This is a genomic window from Arthrobacter woluwensis, from assembly GCF_900105345.1.
GTDB lineage: Bacteria > Actinomycetota > Actinomycetes > Actinomycetales > Micrococcaceae > Arthrobacter_E > Arthrobacter_E woluwensis.
Map to the genome: position 1 here is coordinate 295924 of NZ_FNSN01000004.1, position 17721 is coordinate 313644.

36 protein-coding genes and 1 tRNA gene are annotated in these 17721 nt (G+C 62.3%); 35 read left to right on the forward strand and 2 right to left on the reverse strand.

All coding sequences use genetic code 11. From position 1 onward, the window contains the following. The first annotated feature begins 44 nt into the window (after positions 1-44). From BLV63_RS17005 to BLV63_RS17030, 6 genes are read left to right on the forward strand one after another with little or no spacing between them, the layout of a single operon-like run. Entirely contained in the window at positions 45-491 is a 447-nt protein-coding gene (locus tag BLV63_RS17005) for a hypothetical protein (RefSeq protein WP_074784661.1), read from the forward strand. Next, positions 488-814 carry a hypothetical protein gene (locus BLV63_RS17010; RefSeq protein WP_066217517.1) on the forward strand — a complete coding sequence of 109 codons (327 nt, stop codon included), beginning with the start codon at positions 488-490 and terminating at the stop codon, positions 812-814. Before BLV63_RS17005 ends, BLV63_RS17010 begins: the two co-directional genes overlap by 4 nt. Continuing rightward, positions 811-993: a hypothetical protein gene (locus BLV63_RS17015; protein ID WP_066217518.1), complete on the forward strand. Its 183-nt coding sequence runs from the start codon at positions 811-813 to the stop codon at positions 991-993. Before BLV63_RS17010 ends, BLV63_RS17015 begins: the two co-directional genes overlap by 4 nt. After that, positions 990-1364 (forward strand): hypothetical protein, encoded by a 375-nt coding sequence (locus tag BLV63_RS17020; RefSeq protein WP_066217520.1) that lies wholly within the window; start codon positions 990-992, stop codon positions 1362-1364. Before BLV63_RS17015 ends, BLV63_RS17020 begins: the two co-directional genes overlap by 4 nt. After that, on the forward strand, positions 1361-1582 hold the full coding sequence (locus tag BLV63_RS17025; RefSeq protein ID WP_066217522.1) for a hypothetical protein: 222 nt from the start codon (positions 1361-1363) through the stop codon (positions 1580-1582). The genes BLV63_RS17020 and BLV63_RS17025 overlap by 4 nt, the downstream gene beginning before the upstream one ends. Further along, positions 1575-1760 (forward strand): hypothetical protein, encoded by a 186-nt coding sequence (locus BLV63_RS17030; RefSeq protein ID WP_066217524.1) that lies wholly within the window; start codon positions 1575-1577, stop codon positions 1758-1760. The genes BLV63_RS17025 and BLV63_RS17030 overlap by 8 nt, the downstream gene beginning before the upstream one ends. Before the next feature lie 2 nt (positions 1761-1762). Here BLV63_RS17030 and BLV63_RS17035 read toward each other — a convergent pair whose 3' ends face one another. Beyond that, complete coding sequence (locus BLV63_RS17035) at positions 1763-2119, reverse strand: hypothetical protein (RefSeq protein WP_139244783.1); 357 nt, start codon at positions 2117-2119, stop codon at positions 1763-1765. Between the two features lie 51 nt (positions 2120-2170). Between BLV63_RS17035 and BLV63_RS18705 the strand changes: the two genes are divergently transcribed. From BLV63_RS18705 to BLV63_RS17065, 6 genes are read left to right on the forward strand one after another with little or no spacing between them, the layout of a single operon-like run. After that, positions 2171-2323, forward strand: coding sequence for a hypothetical protein (locus BLV63_RS18705; RefSeq protein WP_157412743.1), 153 nt, complete (start codon positions 2171-2173; stop codon positions 2321-2323). After that, positions 2320-2781 carry an HNH endonuclease gene (locus BLV63_RS19155; protein WP_074784663.1) on the forward strand — a complete coding sequence of 154 codons (462 nt, stop codon included), beginning with the start codon at positions 2320-2322 and terminating at the stop codon, positions 2779-2781. The genes BLV63_RS18705 and BLV63_RS19155 overlap by 4 nt, the downstream gene beginning before the upstream one ends. Further along, positions 2778-3155 (forward strand): hypothetical protein, encoded by a 378-nt coding sequence (locus tag BLV63_RS17050; protein ID WP_066217532.1) that lies wholly within the window; start codon positions 2778-2780, stop codon positions 3153-3155. The genes BLV63_RS19155 and BLV63_RS17050 overlap by 4 nt, the downstream gene beginning before the upstream one ends. Beyond that, on the forward strand, positions 3145-3486 hold the full coding sequence (locus tag BLV63_RS17055) for a hypothetical protein (RefSeq protein WP_066217536.1): 342 nt from the start codon (positions 3145-3147) through the stop codon (positions 3484-3486). Before BLV63_RS17050 ends, BLV63_RS17055 begins: the two co-directional genes overlap by 11 nt. Next, positions 3483-3779 carry a hypothetical protein gene (locus BLV63_RS17060; RefSeq protein ID WP_066217538.1) on the forward strand — a complete coding sequence of 99 codons (297 nt, stop codon included), beginning with the start codon at positions 3483-3485 and terminating at the stop codon, positions 3777-3779. Before BLV63_RS17055 ends, BLV63_RS17060 begins: the two co-directional genes overlap by 4 nt. Further along, a complete protein-coding gene (locus BLV63_RS17065; RefSeq protein WP_066217541.1) occupies positions 3772-4110 on the forward strand; it encodes a hypothetical protein in 339 nt (112 codons plus the stop codon). The genes BLV63_RS17060 and BLV63_RS17065 overlap by 8 nt, the downstream gene beginning before the upstream one ends. Here BLV63_RS17065 and BLV63_RS17070 read toward each other — a convergent pair. After that, positions 4107-4457 carry a helix-turn-helix domain-containing protein gene (locus BLV63_RS17070; protein WP_139244784.1) on the reverse strand — a complete coding sequence of 117 codons (351 nt, stop codon included), beginning with the start codon at positions 4455-4457 and terminating at the stop codon, positions 4107-4109. The two genes, BLV63_RS17065 and BLV63_RS17070, sit on opposite strands and share 4 nt — an antisense overlap. Positions 4458-4579: 122 nt before the next feature. Between BLV63_RS17070 and BLV63_RS17075 the strand changes: the two genes are divergently transcribed. From BLV63_RS17075 to BLV63_RS17180, 23 genes are all read left to right on the forward strand, one after another. Continuing rightward, positions 4580-5041 carry an HNH endonuclease signature motif containing protein gene (locus tag BLV63_RS17075; protein ID WP_074783849.1) on the forward strand — a complete coding sequence of 154 codons (462 nt, stop codon included), beginning with the start codon at positions 4580-4582 and terminating at the stop codon, positions 5039-5041. Further along, positions 5038-5244 carry a hypothetical protein gene (locus BLV63_RS17080; RefSeq protein ID WP_074783851.1) on the forward strand — a complete coding sequence of 69 codons (207 nt, stop codon included), beginning with the start codon at positions 5038-5040 and terminating at the stop codon, positions 5242-5244. The genes BLV63_RS17075 and BLV63_RS17080 overlap by 4 nt, the downstream gene beginning before the upstream one ends. Continuing rightward, entirely contained in the window at positions 5241-5438 is a 198-nt protein-coding gene (locus tag BLV63_RS17085; RefSeq protein ID WP_066217581.1) for a hypothetical protein, read from the forward strand. Before BLV63_RS17080 ends, BLV63_RS17085 begins: the two co-directional genes overlap by 4 nt. Beyond that, positions 5435-6136, forward strand: a complete 702-nt coding sequence (locus BLV63_RS17090) for a lambda exonuclease family protein (protein ID WP_066217577.1) — start codon at positions 5435-5437, stop codon at positions 6134-6136. Before BLV63_RS17085 ends, BLV63_RS17090 begins: the two co-directional genes overlap by 4 nt. Next, positions 6137-6664 carry a hypothetical protein gene (locus BLV63_RS17095; RefSeq protein ID WP_066217575.1) on the forward strand — a complete coding sequence of 176 codons (528 nt, stop codon included), beginning with the start codon at positions 6137-6139 and terminating at the stop codon, positions 6662-6664. It begins immediately after the preceding gene. Continuing rightward, complete coding sequence (locus BLV63_RS17100; RefSeq protein WP_066217570.1) at positions 6657-7118, forward strand: single-stranded DNA-binding protein; 462 nt, start codon at positions 6657-6659, stop codon at positions 7116-7118. The genes BLV63_RS17095 and BLV63_RS17100 overlap by 8 nt, the downstream gene beginning before the upstream one ends. A 92-nt stretch (positions 7119-7210) precedes the next feature. Further along, positions 7211-7504 (forward strand): glutaredoxin domain-containing protein, encoded by a 294-nt coding sequence (locus BLV63_RS17105; RefSeq protein WP_066217597.1) that lies wholly within the window; start codon positions 7211-7213, stop codon positions 7502-7504. Between the two features lie 177 nt (positions 7505-7681). Further along, the gene (locus BLV63_RS18465) at positions 7682-8089 is read left to right on the forward strand and encodes a hypothetical protein (protein ID WP_139244714.1); all 408 of its coding nucleotides are present in this window, start codon (positions 7682-7684) and stop codon (positions 8087-8089) included. Continuing rightward, a complete protein-coding gene (locus tag BLV63_RS17115; protein ID WP_066217600.1) occupies positions 8046-8477 on the forward strand; it encodes a hypothetical protein in 432 nt (143 codons plus the stop codon). The genes BLV63_RS18465 and BLV63_RS17115 overlap by 44 nt, the downstream gene beginning before the upstream one ends. A 254-nt stretch (positions 8478-8731) precedes the next feature. Then, positions 8732-9046, forward strand: a complete 315-nt coding sequence (locus tag BLV63_RS18995) for a helix-turn-helix transcriptional regulator (protein WP_254780576.1) — start codon at positions 8732-8734, stop codon at positions 9044-9046. Positions 9047-9771: 725 nt separating this feature from the next. Then, positions 9772-10149 carry a RusA family crossover junction endodeoxyribonuclease gene (locus BLV63_RS17125; RefSeq protein WP_066217423.1) on the forward strand — a complete coding sequence of 126 codons (378 nt, stop codon included), beginning with the start codon at positions 9772-9774 and terminating at the stop codon, positions 10147-10149. Position 10150: 1 nt separating this feature from the next. Further along, on the forward strand, positions 10151-10402 hold the full coding sequence (locus BLV63_RS17130) for a hypothetical protein (protein WP_066217425.1): 252 nt from the start codon (positions 10151-10153) through the stop codon (positions 10400-10402). Between the two features lies 1 nt (position 10403). After that, on the forward strand, positions 10404-10646 hold the full coding sequence (locus BLV63_RS17135; RefSeq protein WP_066217427.1) for a hypothetical protein: 243 nt from the start codon (positions 10404-10406) through the stop codon (positions 10644-10646). A 10-nt stretch (positions 10647-10656) separates the two neighbouring features. Next, positions 10657-11241, forward strand: coding sequence for a DUF7341 domain-containing protein (locus BLV63_RS17140; RefSeq protein WP_066217429.1), 585 nt, complete (start codon positions 10657-10659; stop codon positions 11239-11241). Positions 11242-11629: 388 nt separating this feature from the next. Beyond that, a tRNA-Gly gene (locus tag BLV63_RS17145) sits at positions 11630-11701 on the forward strand. A gap of 295 nt (positions 11702-11996) precedes the next feature. Next, positions 11997-12125 carry a hypothetical protein gene (locus tag BLV63_RS19080; RefSeq protein WP_255218051.1) on the forward strand — a complete coding sequence of 43 codons (129 nt, stop codon included), beginning with the start codon at positions 11997-11999 and terminating at the stop codon, positions 12123-12125. A 31-nt stretch (positions 12126-12156) separates the two neighbouring features. Then, positions 12157-12387: a hypothetical protein gene (locus BLV63_RS17150; protein ID WP_066217431.1), complete on the forward strand. Its 231-nt coding sequence runs from the start codon at positions 12157-12159 to the stop codon at positions 12385-12387. A gap of 3 nt (positions 12388-12390) precedes the next feature. Next, positions 12391-12693 carry an HNH endonuclease gene (locus BLV63_RS19160; protein WP_074784373.1) on the forward strand — a complete coding sequence of 101 codons (303 nt, stop codon included), beginning with the start codon at positions 12391-12393 and terminating at the stop codon, positions 12691-12693. A gap of 142 nt (positions 12694-12835) precedes the next feature. Beyond that, on the forward strand, positions 12836-13165 hold the full coding sequence (locus BLV63_RS18470) for a hypothetical protein (protein WP_139244715.1): 330 nt from the start codon (positions 12836-12838) through the stop codon (positions 13163-13165). 34 nt (positions 13166-13199) lie between these two features. After that, positions 13200-14582: a terminase large subunit domain-containing protein gene (locus BLV63_RS17165; RefSeq protein ID WP_217640457.1), complete on the forward strand. Its 1383-nt coding sequence runs from the start codon at positions 13200-13202 to the stop codon at positions 14580-14582. Beyond that, positions 14579-16042 (forward strand): phage portal protein, encoded by a 1464-nt coding sequence (locus tag BLV63_RS17170; RefSeq protein ID WP_066217433.1) that lies wholly within the window; start codon positions 14579-14581, stop codon positions 16040-16042. Before BLV63_RS17165 ends, BLV63_RS17170 begins: the two co-directional genes overlap by 4 nt. A 180-nt stretch (positions 16043-16222) precedes the next feature. Beyond that, on the forward strand, positions 16223-17119 hold the full coding sequence (locus BLV63_RS17175) for a VG15 protein (RefSeq protein ID WP_066217434.1): 897 nt from the start codon (positions 16223-16225) through the stop codon (positions 17117-17119). 95 nt (positions 17120-17214) lie between these two features. After that, positions 17215-17709: a capsid assembly scaffolding protein Gp46 family protein gene (locus BLV63_RS17180; RefSeq protein ID WP_066217435.1), complete on the forward strand. Its 495-nt coding sequence runs from the start codon at positions 17215-17217 to the stop codon at positions 17707-17709. Positions 17710-17721: the final 12 nt, after the last annotated feature.

Consider the following 17721-nt stretch of genomic DNA (forward strand, 5'->3'; position numbering starts at 1 on the left):
GCCCCGAACACCGGGGCCTCAGTCGTATCCAAGGAGACCCACCAATGACCACCACCCAGCCCACCGAGTTCGAGAACCGCGACGGCGACCGCTTCCTCCGTGTGGGAGGCGGTGCGCTGAGGATCAAGTTGAACCAGGGCCGCGAAGAGCTGACCTTCACGCCCAAGTCCCCTGAGCAGGCGCACCGTGTCGCCCTGGCGATCCTCACCGGCCCCGGGAAGGTAGAGGCCGTCGCATTTGGTAGTGACCTGGAAGAGGCCGCTAAACGCTTGACCGATCACTTCAGGATGCTCGATGCCCAGGCTGCCGCTGAGGCGGAGGCCGCCGAACTCCGGGCAGAGGCGCTGGCGATCCTCAACGCCATGCACCCTGGCAACCTTGCCCCCGATTGGGCTCATTGGTCCGCGGAGTCGCAGGGGCTTGGGATCACTGCCGCCCGTGCCGCGCGTGAGGTCCGCCGGCTCCACACCAACAAGGAGACCCAGTCATGAGCCACTGGGAAGACGCCGTCCACGCAGGAGCGGATGCGCTGCCTGTCACGAATCACACCTCATTCGCCGACTCGCGCGATGTCCTCGCCGCCGCCGATGAACACCTCCACGACCACTACCTGGAACGCATCATCAAGGGCCAGGACGACCAGGCCGACGAGGCACTCCTGGACCACTACCGCCTGATCGTGCTCCGCGAAGAACTCGAACGGGCGGAGCGGGTATTCGGAGAGCTGCCGGTCGGGCGCAAGAAGCAGCGTGCCTGCGACCTTGTGACCCATCTCAGTGCCCGTGTCGCCGAACTGGAAGGACAGAAGCAATGAGCGAGCAGATCATCGTGAAGGTCAACGCCTACCGCGACGAAGCGGGCACGCGGCCACTGCCTCGGCTGATCGGCCCGTTCCCGGACCGCGAGACGGCGAACGCTTACATGTACTCGCAGCAGCCACTCTGGGGCACCTGGAACACCGCCCCGATCTTCACCCCGGAGGTGACGCCATGACCACGCCCGCCCCGTTCCCGCCCGAACTGGAAACCGCAATCACCGACGCGCTGGAACGACACCAATCCGTGGTCGCAGCGCTGCGTTACGCGGCAACCTATCGATGCACTGGCTGCAAGGAAGACAGCGGCTCGCCCCTTCGAACAACTGCAAAGGCGTGGCTTCGCAACCATCAGGCCGCTGTGGTCATGGAGACCATCGCCCAACACACCACCACCGAATGGGGCGTGCGATGGGAAGGCTCGTCCGACGTGGACATGACGGGCCACGAGTCAACGTCCCGCGAGTTCGTAAGGCAAGGCGCTGACCACGGGTTCGTTGATGTCGCTGTCGCCCGTCTGGTTCTTCCCTGGCAGGAGCTGAAGGCGTGAGCGAGCAGTACATCGTGGCTGTCCTTCCGGACCTCAGTCTCGTGGTCGACGCCTGCGGCCCCTTCCGCTCTCGCCAGCGGGCGGGCGCAGCGGCGAAGAAGATCAACGATGCGGGTGCGTGGACCGAGGCCGACCCGGATGGCGCGACGATCATCGCCCAAGTGGTACGCCTTCGGTCCGTCGAAGAACTCGTGGAGGAGGCGCGCGACCATGGCTGAGCGCAGGCTCTACTACGTCAACTTCAACGAGGTCGCCGTCGTCACTGAGGCCGTCGAGGCGAGTTCCAAGGCGGAGGCCATCCGACTGGTGAAGGTCGGCGAAGGCGAACGCGTGGACTTCCAGATCGACGAGTTCAGGAACCCCACGAACTTCCGAGCGTATCGAGAAGACGAGTAGGTCTACTCCACCCGCCGCCACCCTCTTTGAGGCCGGTTGTGGGCCTGTTCGGGTGACCGGTTGGGGCGGACGGGGATGATGGCGCGGCGCTTCACCTGGGCGGCGTTCAGCCAGAACTCGCGGGAGCCGAGGAAGTAGGACTGCTGCCACCGGGTCTGCACGAGGACGTACTCGCGGGTCCATGCGACGGCGAACCCTTCCACGATCCGGTCCGGCTCACCACCGTCGAATGTCAGGGTCGCCCACACCGCGATCCCATGCTCCGACCGGTACACCAACCGCTCATCAATCGCATCATCCGGCACCACGACCGGGAGCTGCCACGGCTTCGGGTCCCGGAACCCAACATCCTCACTCACAACACCACCATCCCACCCGGGACCGACAACAAACACACCAAGGAGAACAACGTGATCCAGATCGAAAACGGCACAGCAACGGTGAACACCATCGCCGAAGCGTTCGAAGCGCTCAACGACCGAACAGTGACCGACGTCGTCGTGAAAGACGGCGAAGAACGCATCAAGCTCGAACGACTCCTGAAAGGCATGGGCCTCCGATGACTGACCAGGAGCGCTTCTGGGCAAAAGTACGGAGAGGTGAAGCCTGCTGGGAATGGAACGCCTGCATCACGCCTGACGGCTACGGACAGTTTGGGCTCGGGGGTCGTGTACTGCTAGCCCACAGGGTCAGCTACGAGTTTGAGCATGGTGCAGTTCCGCCCGGCCTGTTTGTGGACCACATCTGCCACAACCGCGCGTGCGTTCGCCCATCCCACTTGCGGCTCGTTACCCAAAAGCAGAACCAGGAGAACCACGCGGGCGCCCATAGAAATAGCAAGTCGGGCGTTCGTGGAGTGTTCTGGGATCGGCAAAGAGGCATGTGGCGGGCCAAGGCATACCACCACGGCAGGCAAGTGCACGCAGGATTCTTCGCCGAACTCGCAGATGCCGAGGCGGCCGTAATCGCTAAGCGCAACGAACTCTTTACCCACAACGACATGGACCGGAGACCGCGATGAACCCTGACCACCTCGAATCCGCTGTTGAGAACGTCGCCGAGTACTACGGGTGCGACATGGACGAAGCACGCACCGCAATCAACCGTGCCCTGCCGCACCTGCGCAAGGCCATCATCCAGGAACTCATCAACGAAGCAGATGCCACGTTCGAGCGCGACGAGGACCTCCCCGTGGGAAGCGTCGCCGACTTCGCAGCGCAATGGCTCCGCGCGAAGTTGAAGGAGGCAGAGAACGGCGACGAGTCCAGCCACCCGATCCCGGACCACGAGTTCCAAGGCGTGTACGGCCACCCTGACGACGATGAGTGCACCCACCGGTCCGACGGGACGGACCTCACATACTGCGGAGAGCCGAGGAAATATCATGACCGCTGAACGCGACGAGCTGTCCGCGCTGATCCACTCCACGAGCGACACCTTCCCGGACTCCGATGCTGGCGTGATCAGCGTGTGGTCGGACGAACTCGCCGCCGCGGTCCTCGCCGCCGGGTACCGCCGGCCCCGGGTGATCGAGGCCGCCGACGAACTCGACAAACTGGGGTATCGCGCTGTCGTTCTCGACGTCTTCGGTGACGCTCTCGTTTGCATGAGGAAGAACTTGCGTGGCACGTGGTGGAAGTACCCGACCGCTTACGGCGAGCACACGCCCGAGTTCATCCTGGGCCTCGGCCCCGCCACCGTCCTCTCGGAAGGAGACCCACGATGACCGAGCTTGATCTTGACCGGATCGAAGCCCTAGCCGACGCCGCAAGCAACGACCTCAAGTGGTGGGGACCAAACACCCTCATGAACGGCCGGCCCAGGCTCACCGAAGCCGATGCCGTGTTCATCGCGGAGACCGGTCCCGACGTCGTGAAAGAACTCGTCCGGCAGCTCCGGGAAGCACGGGCTGGGCTGGCCGACGCGTGGGACGAAGGGTTCGCCGACGGGAAGCGCCACGACTTCGAAGGCGACGACGGGCCCCTGTTCACAAACCCCTACAGGAGAAACGATGAGTGAGCCCGTGACCATCTGGGAACGCGAAGGCGAAGAGTGGAAGGACTTCCCTGGCAATACGCGCCGCCAGGTGGTGTACGTCAGTCCTGATGAAACCGAAGACCCACTCGCCGCTGGACAAGTAGACGACCTCCGCCGGGCGAAGCACCTCACCGACGCCGAATGCGCCGCGGAAGTCCACTGGACTGTGTTCCACGAAGCGCAATGCCAGGTCGAAGGAATGACGGTCGGCCCTGGGCATCCGCACTTCGAATACTGGGTGGAGCAGAACCACAAGTACGCGAGATGGGCGCCCATCATCGAACGCTTCGCCACCCACGACCAAGCCGTCTAGGCGGTCATGTTCCTGATCAGCGCATCAATCAGCTGGCGTTGCTGCAACGTCAGACGCGACGACTCAGCCGGCGGCACGTAAGCCCCGAAATCATCCCGCACCCCAACCCCGGGAAGATCCTGTACCCGGACACCCAACGCCGACGCCACAGCATTGACCGTCTCCACCGACGACGTCCCAGTCCCGTTCACCAACCTGGCAACCGTCGGCCCCGACAGGCCCGCAGCAACAGCCAACGCCCGCATCGAACGAAAACCCGCCGACACCATCAACCCGGCCCACGGCTCAGGAACATCAGAAACCATCCCCAAAACATACCAAGCACCCTTCCTGGGTGCTTTTTTCATGCCCGGAAGGAGAACCGCATGGGCTACTACGACGAGCCCGACGACCGGGACCGTGAGGCTGAGGAAGCTGAAGCGGACACCCGATACAACGACCGCGCCGACGAGATGAGAAAGGACAAGTCATGACCCAGGATGAGGCCAGATTCTGGTCGAAAGTCGACAAGAGCGAAAGCTGCTGGGTCTGGAATGCATTCAGAAACGAGCACGGATACGGACAATTCCGTTTCAACGGAGGTATGAAACTCGCCCATCGAGTTGCCTACGAACTTTTTTACGGCCCCATCTCATCAGGCCTCGCGATCGACCATGTATGCCATAACCCATCATGCGTGCGCCCAGACCACCTTCGGGAAGTGACCAACAAACAGAACGGGGAAAACAGGGCAGGCGCACAGGCCAACTCTCGAACGGGGGTTCGGGGGGTGAGCCCAAAAGGAAATCGATTTGTAGCCCAGGTGAAGCACCGGGGCAAGGTCTACTACTGCGGCGCATTCATCGACATAGCCTCCGCCGCACGTGCCGCAACCGAGATGCGGAACCAACTCTTTACTCACAACGGAACCGACAGGAGGAAAGGCGAATGAGCAAGGACCCCAGGCCGGTTGGGCTGCGGCTCAACCGTGACCGTGTCGTCAAGAAGAGCGGCTACTGGTTCGTGCTGGCAGCAGATCTTCAGCGCATCTTCTGGAACAAGGAGTTCAACTACCCAGAATCTGTCCACCTGGCTCACACGCATCGGGAAGCCATCCACGCCCTGGATGTTGCTCGTGGGCGGGTGAAGCCATGACCCGGAAGTACGCGGGCTACGACCACACCATCAACCCGTCACCCGTCAAGGGCGTCGCGGTCGGTTACCAGGACCGCACCATCATCACCGCCGACAACACCGACGACGAGAAGACCGCTGCGGCCGCGATCTGCATCGCACACAGCGCAGACGACGTTCTCGCCATGCTCGGACTCGACAAGGACACCCCATGACCCTCACCATCTACAACAACCTCGAGCAAGGCGCGGACGAGTGGCTCCAAGCACGCTGCGGCATCCTCACCGCCTCAGTCATCGGCCAACTCATCACACCCAGCCTCGGGATCGCGGACAACGAAACGTCCCGCCGGCTCATCCGCAAACTCGCCGCCGAACGCATCACCGGGCACCCCATCACCACGTACCCGACCAAGGCAATGCAGCGCGGCACCCTCCTCGAACCTTGGGCGCGCGACGCATACGCCGAGCACGCGGGCGTCACCGTCGATGAGGTCGGGTTCATGCGCATAGACACCGAGGGCGGGAGTCTCGGATATAGCCCGGACGGTCTCGTGGGCGATGACGGGCTCATCGAAATCAAATGCCCGGGCCCAGACACCCACTTCCAAACTGTCGTGGACAACAAAGTTCCAGACGAACACTGGGGTCAGCTACAGGCCGGGCTCCTGGTTTCAGGACGGACATGGATTGACTTTGTCAGTTTCTGCCCTGGGGCCAATACGTTCGTACGCCGGGTAGAACCCTCACCCGCATGGCGGGCAACGCTAATCACGGCGTTCGTTGCTGCCGAGGAACGAATCACTGACGCCCTCAACTACTACCAGGCGAACGTCAAACGATACTCGCTCCCCGCTGCCAAATGGTTCGACCCGTTCGAAGAAGACCAGATCACCCTTGAAAGGAGCATCTAGGTGGACATCACCGCTTCCCTCGCCCCGAAATCCGACCAGCTCGACGCCGTTGAACTCGTTGCACCCCGTACCTTCACCATTGAGAAGGTCACCCCCAACAACGCCGAACAGCCCTGGAACTTCCACCTGGCAGGCTTCCCCCGCCCCTGGCGACCCGCCAAGTCGATGCTGCTGGTCATCGCCAACGCATGGGGCACCGACGCCACACAATACGCCGGACGATCCGTCACCCTCTTCTGCGACCCCACCGTCATGTTCGGCAACCAAGCCGTTGGCGGAGTGCGCATCAGCCACATGTCCCACATCAACGGGCCGCTGAAGACCGCACTCCTCGTCAAGCGCGGCAAGTCCGAGATCTACACCGTCCAGCCCCTCGCCGACGCACCACCACCCCGGAACTGGCAGGCCGAAGCCGACAAGATCGCCGGCAACGAACCCAAGCTCAAAGCCCTCTGGACCGAAGCGCAGAAGAACGGTGCCAGCCTCGACGAGCTGAACTACATCAAGGAGGCCGCAACCAATGGCTGAGATTACCTTCATTGGCAACATCGGCAAGGACTCAAATATCCAGTTCGACAAGAATGGATCGCCTCGCCTGTCGTTCAGCGTCTGCGACACGAAATCCAAGCGTCTGCAAGACGGCAGCTGGGAAAAGCTGAGGGAGCAGTGGTTCAACTGCACCATCTGGGGCACTGATGCAGAGTACTTCGCGGACCGGCTACTCAGCGGCGACAAGGTCAAAGTTCACGGCGAGTTTTACACCCGCGACTACGACAGAGGCAACGGACCCGAAAAGTCCATGGATGTGACTGTCACCGGCGTCTCGATCATCAAAAAGAACGAGAAGAACCAGCAGCGCCAACACGGCGGCAACCAGCCTTTCGACGCTGTCCAGCACAACAGGCAGTCGACACCAACGCAACCCGCGTGGGAGCAGCCACCAACCGAACCCCAAGGCTGGGACGCCGCACCTCCCTTCTGAGCCAGTCACACACAGACTGGCTTTTTTCATGCCCAAAAGCGGGTGCTGTAGCTCACCGGCACAGCACCCGCCCAAACTCACAGGACTCACACATGACTCACGATCCTCGAACAATTCAAGACCGCGACGGTGTCGCCGTGGTGATCTATGAGAAGCCCGAGTGCTCGCAGTGCACCCTGTCCAAAAAGCGCCTCGACGAAGCTGGCGTCGTATACGGACGAGTTGACATCACGGAAGATCCCTATGCATTCCTTTTCGTCAAGAACCTCGGCTACATGGCGGCCCCCGTCCTCTACGTATCCACCCCTGAGGAAGACCTGCACTGGTATGGGTTCCGTCCCGACCTTATCGCGAAGCACATCACCGGTCGCGAGGACGCCGCATGACGGATCGCTGCTGCCACCTCTGCCGCTCCCACACCGGCGTCTGCCTCACCCGCTTCCAATGCGACCACCACAAAGAGTACGAGGCGCAAGAAGACCTCGACCACCGCGCAACCCGCGACCACCCAGACCCAGTCGGTGACCTCGCAGCAGCCAACGTCGACCGCGAAAGGAGGAACCATGTACCAGTACCGCGGAAACAAACCCCCCGCAACCCCCGCACATGACGGCATGGACCCCCGCGCCCGACTCGCCCAGGCCGTTCAAACCATCCATCGGCTCAAACGCGCACCCGCGATCCGTCGGTGGGAGAACGTCATGCGCACGCCCTCGCCGCCGCCCACCGTACCGAACAGCCGCGGCAAGCATCGCCTCAACCCCGCCTTCACCGAGTGGATGATGGGCCAACCCGCCGGCTGGATCACCGCCGTGGACATCAGCGCCAACGACCAGATCAAAGCCTGCGGCAACGGCGTCGTCACCCAACAAGCACTCGAAGCCCTCCACCGCATGGCAGCACGACAAGAACAGGAAGGAGGAGCGGATGTCAGCCCCAGACAAGCGGCTGTGGGCGAAGGTCTCCGTTGACTACTTCGACAACCCGAAGATCGAGTTCCTGACCGACTCGGCACAGCTCCTCCACCTCCAGTTGATCCTGAAAGCGAAGGCGCAGGGGCGTGGCGGGATGCTCGCTGAGCGGGCATGCAAAGTGCGTGGCGCGGCCCCGTTCAAGGAGCTGGTTGACGCTGGCCTCCTCGACAGGAAGGGCCCTCAGAAGTGGGCAATCCACGACTACGAGAAGCACCAAACGGAGCCCGAAAACCTCACCGAAAATAGGGCCTCCGCAGGGGCTCGCGGGAACCACGTCAGACACCACGAGAACAAACGCGTCTTCGACGGGGCCTGCACCCACTGCAAAACCGCCGCTGACAAGGGCGAACAGTGGGTCACGCACCCCGAAACGGTACCGAAGTAGCCTCGCAAACCGTCGCAAAATCCTCGCAAATGCGATCGCACTTGCGATCCGTTTGCGAGCAAAAACCGTCGCAAAACCGTCGCAAACAGCTCGCAGAGTTAAGAGTACTTACTTACGTAAGTAGCGAAACTCACCTAAGTCTCCACTCAAGTTCTAAAGAAGAGATCAATCACTTTCAGTCAGATCGTCACCATAGTGACGCGCGAGACCGCGACGCCCTGACTGACCGAAACCATCATCCGAAAGGACAAGCCATGACCACGAAGATCCACTCCGACATCGTCGCCCGCATCGATGCGCTCATTGCAGAACTCGAAGAGCTCCGCTCCGAGCTTGGCAGCAACCAGGTAAAGCGCCACACGACTCAGACTGGCGGGCTTGATGAACTTCTGACCGCCGAGGAGATAGCGAGTTGGTTGGGGAAGAGCGTGCAGTCGCTCGCGCAGGATCGATACCGAGGCGTCGGGCCGGCGTTCATTCGAGTCGGCACTCGGGCCGTTCGATACAGGAAGGCCGACGTTGAAGCGTGGCTGACAGAGGTAGTTGGCCGCCAGGCGAACGAGGGCTAATGATGCCGATCACGCGGCGGCAGGCAGTGAACCTCGCCAACCACCTCCACGACCTCCGCCAAGCCTGGACAGTCCCATCACTCATGTCCCTCATGGAAAAGCACCACGACCACCCAGCACCCTTCCCGGACATCGCACACGCACTCTGCACAGCCGCGAGAGACGACAAAACCAACACCCCAGGCCTCGCCTTCCAAGACCCCCGCTTCTGGCCCCGCGCAGCCGCGGACAAACCCGCAGGCGCCCGATGCCCCATCCACCCCGACGACAGACCGGACCGCAAATGGTGCCCCGGCTGCCGCTCCGAAATCATCACCGGCATGCGACCAGAAACCCACCACCGCCAACACTACGAACCCCTCGACGGACCAGAGCCCGCCTGATTAACCCTCCACCGCCCCTACAACCGCCCCAAACCCTCAAGCCGCACCCAGAACAAGGGCGCGGCTATTTTCACGCCCCAGAAAGGCACGCAGCCATGAAGCACCCTGACACCGGAATCCTCACCGCAATCGCCGTAGGCCTCGCCATCGGCATCCTCATCATCCTCGCCCGCATGTGGGGTGTGCGATGAGCATCATGTCGGCCGCCTCAATCCTGATCTCGCTCGCCACTTTCTTATTCGTCATATGGACCTTGCGAACCGCGAAGAAAACTAGCCAGGCGCTCAAAGAGACTCAACGCATCCTTGACGACGAACAGGCCCGCAACAGGGGGAACGTGCGATGACCCGCATCCTCATCTTCACCATCGAAGCCCCCTGCGACTGGATCAACAGCAACCACCGACTCCACCCACTCGCCAAAGCCCACCTCACCAAAGCATGGCGCACAGCAGCAATGACCGAATGCCAACGAGTCGCACCCGGCCTCCAACTCAAAACCCCAGTCCACATCGAAGCCCGAATCCACAAGACCCGAGGCGGCAGGTGGGATCCGAATAATCTCGCCCCCACCACCAAAGCCATCGTTGACGGCCTCGTAGACGCCGGGCTCATCCCCGACGACTCCTGGCGCGAACTCGAAGGCCCCGACCACCGACGAGGACACCCCGGCCCCAACGCCATCACACTCACCATCACCCACCACGGAAAGGACACGTGACATGTCCAAGAAGCTCTACCTCTACGAGGATGTCGAGATCGTATCCGGCCGGTACCACCCAGGCGGCGGGCTGGTAATCATCACATCAGGGAACCCGCAAGCCGCCTACGTCAGGTACCTGGATCTCGTCCAGGACACCGCAGAGTACCCCCGGTCTGCGCGGCCAAACCTTCCCGCCCCGACCAGGTCCATTGAAGTGCCCGACGCTGAGCCTGACTGCATTGCAGCCTTCCCCGATTCGGGGTGCTGCTGACATGGCGATCAGCCCAGAGCACATCCGCACCGCCTGGCGAGACTGCGGCGGCAAACCCGAAGACTTCGACCACTGGCTCACCCACCAACGCTCCGAATGGTTCGGCAAAGGCCTCGACGCCTGCGCCGAACACGGCCACGGCATCCGAAAACCACCAAAGTACGCAATCGGCTGGCGATTCTGGTCGCTCATGAGCCTATCTGCGCTCTCATGCGTCCTGTTCATCATCGACCTGACCAACTGAAAGGACCCCCGTGACCCTCGCCCAGAACATCCACCAGCTCATCAACGAACACGTCGTCAGCGACGGATACGGCGGCTACACCACCAACAGGCCCCTACTCGAACAGCTCAAGGAGGCTTGCAGCAGCGACCTCGGCACCAGCGGCAACGGACGCGGCACTGCAGGCCGGATACCCATCAACGCCGCCGCAGTAGACCTCGACATCGAGATCCGCAAAGACCTCGTCATCCACCAAGAAGAACGAACCGGCGAACGCTGCTCAACGCCGACACCCGAAGTGCTCAAAATCTGGGCAGACCTCGACGACCCCGAATGGGAAGCCTTCCTCGAAAACATCACCGCCGACTGGGTCACCAGCATCAACGCGCTCTTCACCCAACGCAAACCACCCATGCGCCCGTCAATCCCCTGCCCCTCATGCGGCCAACGCTTCCACGGCGAAGAACGCGACCAATGCCTCTGGGTCGATGTCTGGGACCACGACAACGACACCATGGCCAAACCCGGAGAATGGACCGCAGGGTGCGACGGATGCGGGGCAACATGGGACGGCGACAACCTCAAATGGTTCGTAGCCGCAACACGCCTCACATGACCTTGAACCACTAACACGCCCGTGTTAAAGTGGTTCATGTTGAGGGCAGAACTCTCAAAACAGCCGGATCGCACAGCAACCGGCTTTTTTCATGCCCTCCTTCCGGATGGTGACGGGAGCCCGCCCAGCAATGGGCGGGTACACACCAAGGGCAGGATCGTAGCGAACAGGACCACACGCCCCCTGTAGGGTCCTCAGCCTGGTGCAACACCAGGCCTGTCCACTGGGTTGATCACCCACGCGCCATCAGCGAAAGATGGCACCCGACGCAGCGAGAGCGATCCACAATCGACCTGCGCCATAACTGCCAGCCTTCCCCCGGGAATGGCTGGCCCGCGTTGCCCCATCACGGGGAGATGCACCGCCTCAGCCCACGGGCTGAGTGCACGCGATAGTAGCTCAGTTGGTAGAGCGCCGTCCTTCCAAGTCGGGAGCCTGGGTTCAACTCCCAGCTATCGCTCTCGTGGTCATGGAGACCGCTGCTAGGTACTAGGACAAGTTCCCTAAACGTGCTGGCGAACGGTAAGCCGGGTGACGTCAACGCTCAGCGTTGGCAGAGGACCGAGCTTAGCGGCGGCCTAAGAACGAGGCGACGCTACGCGCCTACTCCATGACCATGTTCACTCCCAGCGCGGTCGCTGGGTCACGACGACCGCACCGCTGGATCCCCGGCCCACCCGGGAACGAGCCGGGAGCCTGGCACCAAGGAGGCCCACATGCCACCCTGCGACCAATGCCGAGTAGCCCGCTCAATCATGCGCCTCGACACACCAGCCGGCCCCCTCTACCTCTGCTGGCACCACAGCAAAGACACCGACGGCCTCACACTCCAAGACGGCTGGGCCAAAGCCTACGACACCGACGCCATCAAGGAACTCCGGTGAAACAAACCCCCGCCCCACGCAAGGAGGGCCCATGGCAAACGACATTCGGAAGCTGAGCATCCACGAGGTCACCAAGCTCCCTGACCTCGTGACCGTGGACCACACGAAAGGAGCCGTGCCGCTCCTCATCGACGGCCAGCCCTTCCCGTGGTACCTGTCCGCCGACGAAGGTATCCACGTGAGCCTTTACGAGCCCAGGAGCGGCATACAGCAGGTCACCATCACACTCCTGGCCGAGCGTGTCCGCGTCATCCCCGAGTAACCAATGGTCACCAGCCGCACAGGCACAGGCCAATGGAAACGCGTCGTACGCGAACGCAGACGCATCGACCAAGAACGCGGCCTCACACGGTGCCCACACTGCGGCGTATGGCTCAACTGGGAACAAGGCCGACTCCCCAACAGCGCCGAAGTAGACCACATCACCCCCCACTCCCTCGGCGGACCAGACACCCTCGCCAACTCCCAGACGCTATGCCGCCTCTGCAACCAACAACTCGGAAACAAACGCCGCAAAGGCCGACCGAAGCCAGCCATCGCGGACCCAGTGACAACAGTCAACTGGTGACCCCAGGGGGAACCCGGTCCCCCACCCCGCCCAAGTCGCTCTCGCGGCATAGCGATCTCTCCCCGTTCCTTTTTCCACATAGAGGGAAAGGCGGTTTTTCCGCATTGCGGAATTAGTTGATGTTTCAGAAGAGGTGATTCGTTTGACGTCGAAGAAGACACTCCGAGTCGCGGGGCCTGAAGATGAGGCCGTTGAGGCTGCGAGAAGCGCTGAGCCGATGTCAGTTTTTGAAGCCTCGAAGCTATCACCACTCTACCTGCGAAGGGCGTTACGAGACAAGATCTCGATGGACATTGACAACGGCGTTCCGCCTCGGGATCTTGCTGCGCTGTCGAAGAGGTTGGTGGATCTCGCCAAGGAGATCGAGGCCCTTGAGGCGAAGGAAGCCCAGGAGGACGAGGAAGAGCGTTCCCGGGCAGAGGCAGGGGTGAAGGCTGGTGGCAACAGGTGGGAAGGACCGACTGCTATCTGAGGTAGCCCGCCACCTGCTGATGCCAGAGGGCATCATGACGCACCGTTGGCCGGAGATCGCGCCGGAGCTGGACCGGATGGGTATCGACATGGATACCTGGCAGGTCGGCTTGAGCAAGGCGATTACCGCGCAGCGCGAGGATGGCCTGTATGCATGCGGTATCGGTGGGGCGATCATCTCCATCCCCCGGCAGGTCGGCAAGACGTTCACCATCGGTGCCCTGATCTTCGCTCTCTGTCAGAGAGACCCTGGGACTCTTGTTCTCTGGACAGCTCACCGAACCAGGACTCACAACGAGACCTTCAAGGCCATGGAGTCCATGGCGAAGCGTAAGCGGATCGCCCCGTTCATCAAGGCGATCCGCAAGACCAATGGTGAGCAGGAGATCGAGTTCACCAACGGGTCGCGGATCCTGTTCGGTGCCCGTGAGGCTGGCTTCGGGCGTGGCTTCGCGGAGGTGGACATCATCGTCCTGGATGAGGCTCAGATTCTCACCGAGAAGGCGATGGAAGACATGGTGCCGGCGACGAACGCCGCCGCGAACGGTCTGGTCATCCTGATCGGCACCCCGCCGCGTCCGATTGACCCGGGCGAGGTGTTCAGCGGCCGCCGTTCCGCCAAGCTGCACGACGACGACCCCGACACCCTCTATGTCGAGTTCTCCGCTGACCCGCACGCCAACCCGGACGACGAATCCCAGTGGGCGAAAGCCAACCCATCCTTCCCTCACCGTGTGAAGCGTGCCGCGATCCTGCGGATGCGGAAGCTCTTGGGGAACGTCGAATCGTTCCTCCGTGAGGGCCTTGGTATCTGGGATGAGCGGACGACGGTCAAGACGGCCTTCTCTCCGGGCCTGTGGGCCAAGTGCAAGGGCACTAAGCCTGAGGGTGGCCGGAAGGTCTTCGGGGTGAAGTTCTCCCCGGACGGCGCGACCGTGGCTCTCTCCGGTGCTCTGCGTCCGGACGACCCGGACGCGCCGATTTTCGTGGAGGCGATCAAGTCCATGTCGGCGTCTGAGTCCACTGCCTGGCTCGTTGACTTCCTGGTCGAGCGGAAGGACGAGGCCGCGCAGATCGTCATCGACGGTCGCTCCGGGGTCGGGTTCCTCGTGAACGCGCTTCGCCAGGAGAAAGTGCCGGCCAAGGCCATCCTGACCCCGAACACCGAGGAAGTCATCGCCGCGCACTCCATGTTCGAACGTGGCGTGATCGAAGGCGGCCTCGAGCACTCTGGCGAGAGTGAACTGACCACACAGGCTGAGGCGGCCATCAAGCGCAAGATCGGCAAAGCTGGCGGCTTCGGCTGGGACTCCCCCGCCGACGGGACCAGCGTCGCCCTACTGGACGCCGCCACCCTGGCGTACTGGGGCGCAAAGACCACGAAACGACGGCCTGGCCGGAAGGGAGGGTTCCTATGAGTTGGGGCTACCAGGATCTTTCCAAACTGACGGTCGAAGGGCTCGGCGATGATGAGCTGAGGATCGCCCGGAAGCTGTTTGCTACGTGGGCGGCCCGCCTGCCGAAGACGCTGCGCCGGTCCCAGTACGCGGATGCTGAGAACCCGTTCAAGGACCTCGGCATCGCTCTGCCGCCTCAGCTTCGGAACGCGAAGTTCTATCTGTCCTGGGCAGCCATGGCGGTTCGTAGGCCTTCCCTGCGGGTGCAGTTTGATGGCCTTCATCTTCCTGGTTCTGAGGACCCGTTCGATCTTGGCGAGGTGTTGAAGGCCAACAACTTCGGGCTCGAGTTCCAGCAGGCCGTGACCGGCGCGAATAAGCATTCGGTGTCGTTCATGACCGTTGCTAAGGGTACTGATGGTGAAGCGCCTGCCCAGATCATTGGGCATTCCGCAGAGTCTGCTGCTGGCATCTGGGACAGGCGTAAGCGTCGAATGTCGGCGCTCCTGACCATCACTGACGTCGATCAGCTCAGCAACCCTACCGAGTTCGTCCTGTGGCTCGAAGACTCAGTGATCACGTGCAAGCTTGATGATGGCAAGTGGAAGTCGAACAAGGAAAAACATTCGATTGGGCGCGTCCTTGCCGTTGCCATCCGTAACGATCCGCAAGGCAATGCACCGTTCGGTCGATCCCGCCTGACGAATTCCGTGATGGCCCTGAACGACATGGCAGTTCGTGCGTTCGTTCGTATGGAAGGCAACGCCGAGTTCTACTCGACCCCGCAGCTCGCGATCTTGGGCATTGCGGAGGATGCCTTCAGCGGTTCGGTGGAAGAGGCCAAATTCAAGCTCGCTATGGCCCGTCTGCTTGCCCTGACGAAGGACGAGGACGGGGATATCCCGCAGCTCAAACAGCTGCAGCAGGCGACGATGACACCTCACAGCGACATGCTCCGGACAGTTGCGATGGCGTTCAGCGGCGAGACTGGCTTGTCACCATCTTCTCTCGGCGTGCTTCATGATCAGCCGTCCAGCGCCGAGGCGATCCGTGCGGCAGAGCATGAGCTACTGATCGACATCATGTGGCAGAACCAGTACGTGCTTGCCCCTGCTGTCGAAGAGATCGCCGGGTTGGCTTACATGGTCAAGGAGGACGAGACGAGCCTCCCGGACGAGTTCTGGAAGCTCTCGGCACGGTTCCGTAATCCGGAGTTCCGCTCGATGTCGGCTGAGGCTGATGCCCTCACGAAGCTCGCCCCTGTGCTTCCTCAGATCATCCAGTACCCGACTCTTGCTGGCCGGGTCTTCACCGATGACGAGGTGGACAGCCTGCGCCAGGAGGCCCAGAAGGGAATGGTCTCAGACTTCATCAACCGCGTGGCCGGTCAAAGCGCGGTTACTCCTGAGGTTGCCGCTGAGGTCGCCAAGGGGGCCGACAACCAGCAAGGCAGAGCATCTATTTCAGGGGGGGGCAAGTAGTGCACTAGAGGACGCCCAGGTGCTGAAGGCAAAGGCTGACGCACTCGGTGTTCTGCGTCGCGCCGGTGTTGAGGCATCGTCTGCTGCCTCCCTTGCGGGGCTACCCGATGTGCAGTTCATGCCAGGTTCCCCGATCACGATTCGTGAGCCGGGTACCTGACATCTTCGAGGAGGGCTCTTGTGATTCCTCTCGCCATGGTCAATGGCTACTCGTTGCTCCTTAGTGAGCTTTCGACCCGGGCTCTTGTTGACCTGCAGCGCACTATCGGCCCGGTCCTTGACGCGTCGCCTGAGGTGAAGCAGCGGACCATGCGGGACCTGTTGCCGGTGCTGGGTGACCAGTACGCGGGGATGACGTCGCTGATCTCGGCGCAATTCTTCACGGAGCTGCAACAGGTCCTTGAGGTCCGTAACCCTGTGGACGCGCAGAGCCTCGCCGGCGCGGGTAGTGACCGGTGGAGTTCGTTGGCTGGTTGGGCTTCCCGCCCTGCTGTGTTCGAGCAGGGCGGTAACGCGTTGATGTTCTCGCTCCTGTCCGGTGGGCTGACACGGATTCTTACGTCGATGGCGGCTGACACGATGATCGGCAACGCCGAGGCGCAGGGCGGCATGGGTTACCAGCGCGTCCCCAAGCCGGGTTGCTGCGCGTTCTGCGGGATGCTCGCCTCCCGCGGTGCCGCCTACACCTCCCGGGACTCTGCCGGGACTGTGGTGGGCCGTGGCGTGCCGTTGGAGAAGACCAAGGGCCGCCGTGGCGGGCAGGGCAGGGGCATCAACCCCCGGGGCTCCCGTCGCCTGGGCGAGTCCTTCCACGACCACTGCCGCTGCGCCGTCGTCGCGGTCACACCTCAGAACGCGGTGCAGATGCAGGCCGACGCGGACCGCTACCTGGATACCTACCGCAAGGGCTACGAGCAGGCCCAGGACGGCAAGATCTGGGTCCCTGCCCAACGTACACAGGACGGCTCCCGTTCCGGCACCGGCCACTGGGAAACCCCCATTGGTGAGAAGTCCTCTCCCAAGGACCGGACCAGCCAGGTCCTTCAGTACATGCGCGCCGAACTCGGCGTGAAGTGACTTCCACGGTTCTCCCGTGAAGCGGTACGCGCCCGTCTGCGCGGTTTTCACCCTCTATGCCCGTACGGGGCCTAAACGGAAAGTGAGGTGCCGCCTTGGGCGACACGAACAACACCGCACCAGCGGGAGAATCCACCGAGCCCCTGCCCCAGCCCGAGCCGAAGGCATTCGTCCCGCCTGCCACGCAGGAGGACCTTGACCGGATCGTGGGCCAGCGTCTGGCTCGTGAACGCGACAAGTACGCGGACTACGAGGAACTGAAGGCCAAGGCTGAACAGTTCACGAAGCTCGAGGAAGCGAACAAGACCGAACTGCAGAAGGCTACCGAGCGGGCTGAACAGCTCGCCAAGGAGAACGCCACTCTTCAGGCGACCGCACTGCGCGCCTCTGTGGCAGCCGCTAAGGGCGTCCCGGAGAACCTTCTGAGCGGTGGAACCAGGGAAGAGATTGAAGCCGCCGCTGACGCGCTTCTGGCCTTCCGTGGGACCAAGCAGACCGCACCTGTCGTCCCCGCCCAGGGGAAGACCCCATCCAAGATCACCGACGACCCGACCCGGGAGACGGCTCGGAAGCTCTTCGGCAACAACTAACCCCACCTGGAG

Excerpts from the sequence above, each read along its gene's own strand:
- BLV63_RS17005 (WP_074784661.1), top strand. The coding sequence starts at position 45 with ATGACCACCACCCAGCCCACCGAGTTCGAGAACCGCGACGGCGACCGC.
- BLV63_RS17010 (WP_066217517.1), top strand. The coding sequence starts at position 488 with ATGAGCCACTGGGAAGACGCCGTCCACGCAGGAGCGGATGCGCTGCCT.
- BLV63_RS17015 (WP_066217518.1), top strand. The coding sequence starts at position 811 with ATGAGCGAGCAGATCATCGTGAAGGTCAACGCCTACCGCGACGAAGCG.
- BLV63_RS17020 (WP_066217520.1), top strand. The coding sequence starts at position 990 with ATGACCACGCCCGCCCCGTTCCCGCCCGAACTGGAAACCGCAATCACC.
- BLV63_RS17030 (WP_066217524.1), top strand. The coding sequence starts at position 1,575 with ATGGCTGAGCGCAGGCTCTACTACGTCAACTTCAACGAGGTCGCCGTC.
- BLV63_RS19155 (WP_074784663.1), top strand. The coding sequence starts at position 2,320 with ATGACTGACCAGGAGCGCTTCTGGGCAAAAGTACGGAGAGGTGAAGCC.
- BLV63_RS17050 (WP_066217532.1), top strand. The coding sequence starts at position 2,778 with ATGAACCCTGACCACCTCGAATCCGCTGTTGAGAACGTCGCCGAGTAC.
- BLV63_RS17055 (WP_066217536.1), top strand. The coding sequence starts at position 3,145 with ATGACCGCTGAACGCGACGAGCTGTCCGCGCTGATCCACTCCACGAGC.
- BLV63_RS17060 (WP_066217538.1), top strand. The coding sequence starts at position 3,483 with ATGACCGAGCTTGATCTTGACCGGATCGAAGCCCTAGCCGACGCCGCA.
- BLV63_RS17065 (WP_066217541.1), top strand. The coding sequence starts at position 3,772 with ATGAGTGAGCCCGTGACCATCTGGGAACGCGAAGGCGAAGAGTGGAAG.
- BLV63_RS17070 (WP_139244784.1), bottom strand. The coding sequence starts at position 4,457 with ATGAAAAAAGCACCCAGGAAGGGTGCTTGGTATGTTTTGGGGATGGTT.
- BLV63_RS17075 (WP_074783849.1), top strand. The coding sequence starts at position 4,580 with ATGACCCAGGATGAGGCCAGATTCTGGTCGAAAGTCGACAAGAGCGAA.
- BLV63_RS17080 (WP_074783851.1), top strand. The coding sequence starts at position 5,038 with ATGAGCAAGGACCCCAGGCCGGTTGGGCTGCGGCTCAACCGTGACCGT.
- BLV63_RS17085 (WP_066217581.1), top strand. The coding sequence starts at position 5,241 with ATGACCCGGAAGTACGCGGGCTACGACCACACCATCAACCCGTCACCC.
- BLV63_RS17090 (WP_066217577.1), top strand. The coding sequence starts at position 5,435 with ATGACCCTCACCATCTACAACAACCTCGAGCAAGGCGCGGACGAGTGG.
- BLV63_RS17100 (WP_066217570.1), top strand. The coding sequence starts at position 6,657 with ATGGCTGAGATTACCTTCATTGGCAACATCGGCAAGGACTCAAATATC.
- BLV63_RS17105 (WP_066217597.1), top strand. The coding sequence starts at position 7,211 with ATGACTCACGATCCTCGAACAATTCAAGACCGCGACGGTGTCGCCGTG.
- BLV63_RS18465 (WP_139244714.1), top strand. The coding sequence starts at position 7,682 with ATGTACCAGTACCGCGGAAACAAACCCCCCGCAACCCCCGCACATGAC.
- BLV63_RS17115 (WP_066217600.1), top strand. The coding sequence starts at position 8,046 with ATGTCAGCCCCAGACAAGCGGCTGTGGGCGAAGGTCTCCGTTGACTAC.
- BLV63_RS18995 (WP_254780576.1), top strand. The coding sequence starts at position 8,732 with ATGACCACGAAGATCCACTCCGACATCGTCGCCCGCATCGATGCGCTC.
- BLV63_RS17125 (WP_066217423.1), top strand. The coding sequence starts at position 9,772 with ATGACCCGCATCCTCATCTTCACCATCGAAGCCCCCTGCGACTGGATC.
- BLV63_RS17130 (WP_066217425.1), top strand. The coding sequence starts at position 10,151 with ATGTCCAAGAAGCTCTACCTCTACGAGGATGTCGAGATCGTATCCGGC.
- BLV63_RS17135 (WP_066217427.1), top strand. The coding sequence starts at position 10,404 with ATGGCGATCAGCCCAGAGCACATCCGCACCGCCTGGCGAGACTGCGGC.
- BLV63_RS19080 (WP_255218051.1), top strand. The coding sequence starts at position 11,997 with ATGCGCCTCGACACACCAGCCGGCCCCCTCTACCTCTGCTGGCACCAC.
- BLV63_RS17150 (WP_066217431.1), top strand. The coding sequence starts at position 12,157 with ATGGCAAACGACATTCGGAAGCTGAGCATCCACGAGGTCACCAAGCTC.
- BLV63_RS19160 (WP_074784373.1), top strand. The coding sequence starts at position 12,391 with ATGGTCACCAGCCGCACAGGCACAGGCCAATGGAAACGCGTCGTACGC.
- BLV63_RS17165 (WP_217640457.1), top strand. The coding sequence starts at position 13,200 with ATGACGCACCGTTGGCCGGAGATCGCGCCGGAGCTGGACCGGATGGGT.
- BLV63_RS17170 (WP_066217433.1), top strand. The coding sequence starts at position 14,579 with ATGAGTTGGGGCTACCAGGATCTTTCCAAACTGACGGTCGAAGGGCTC.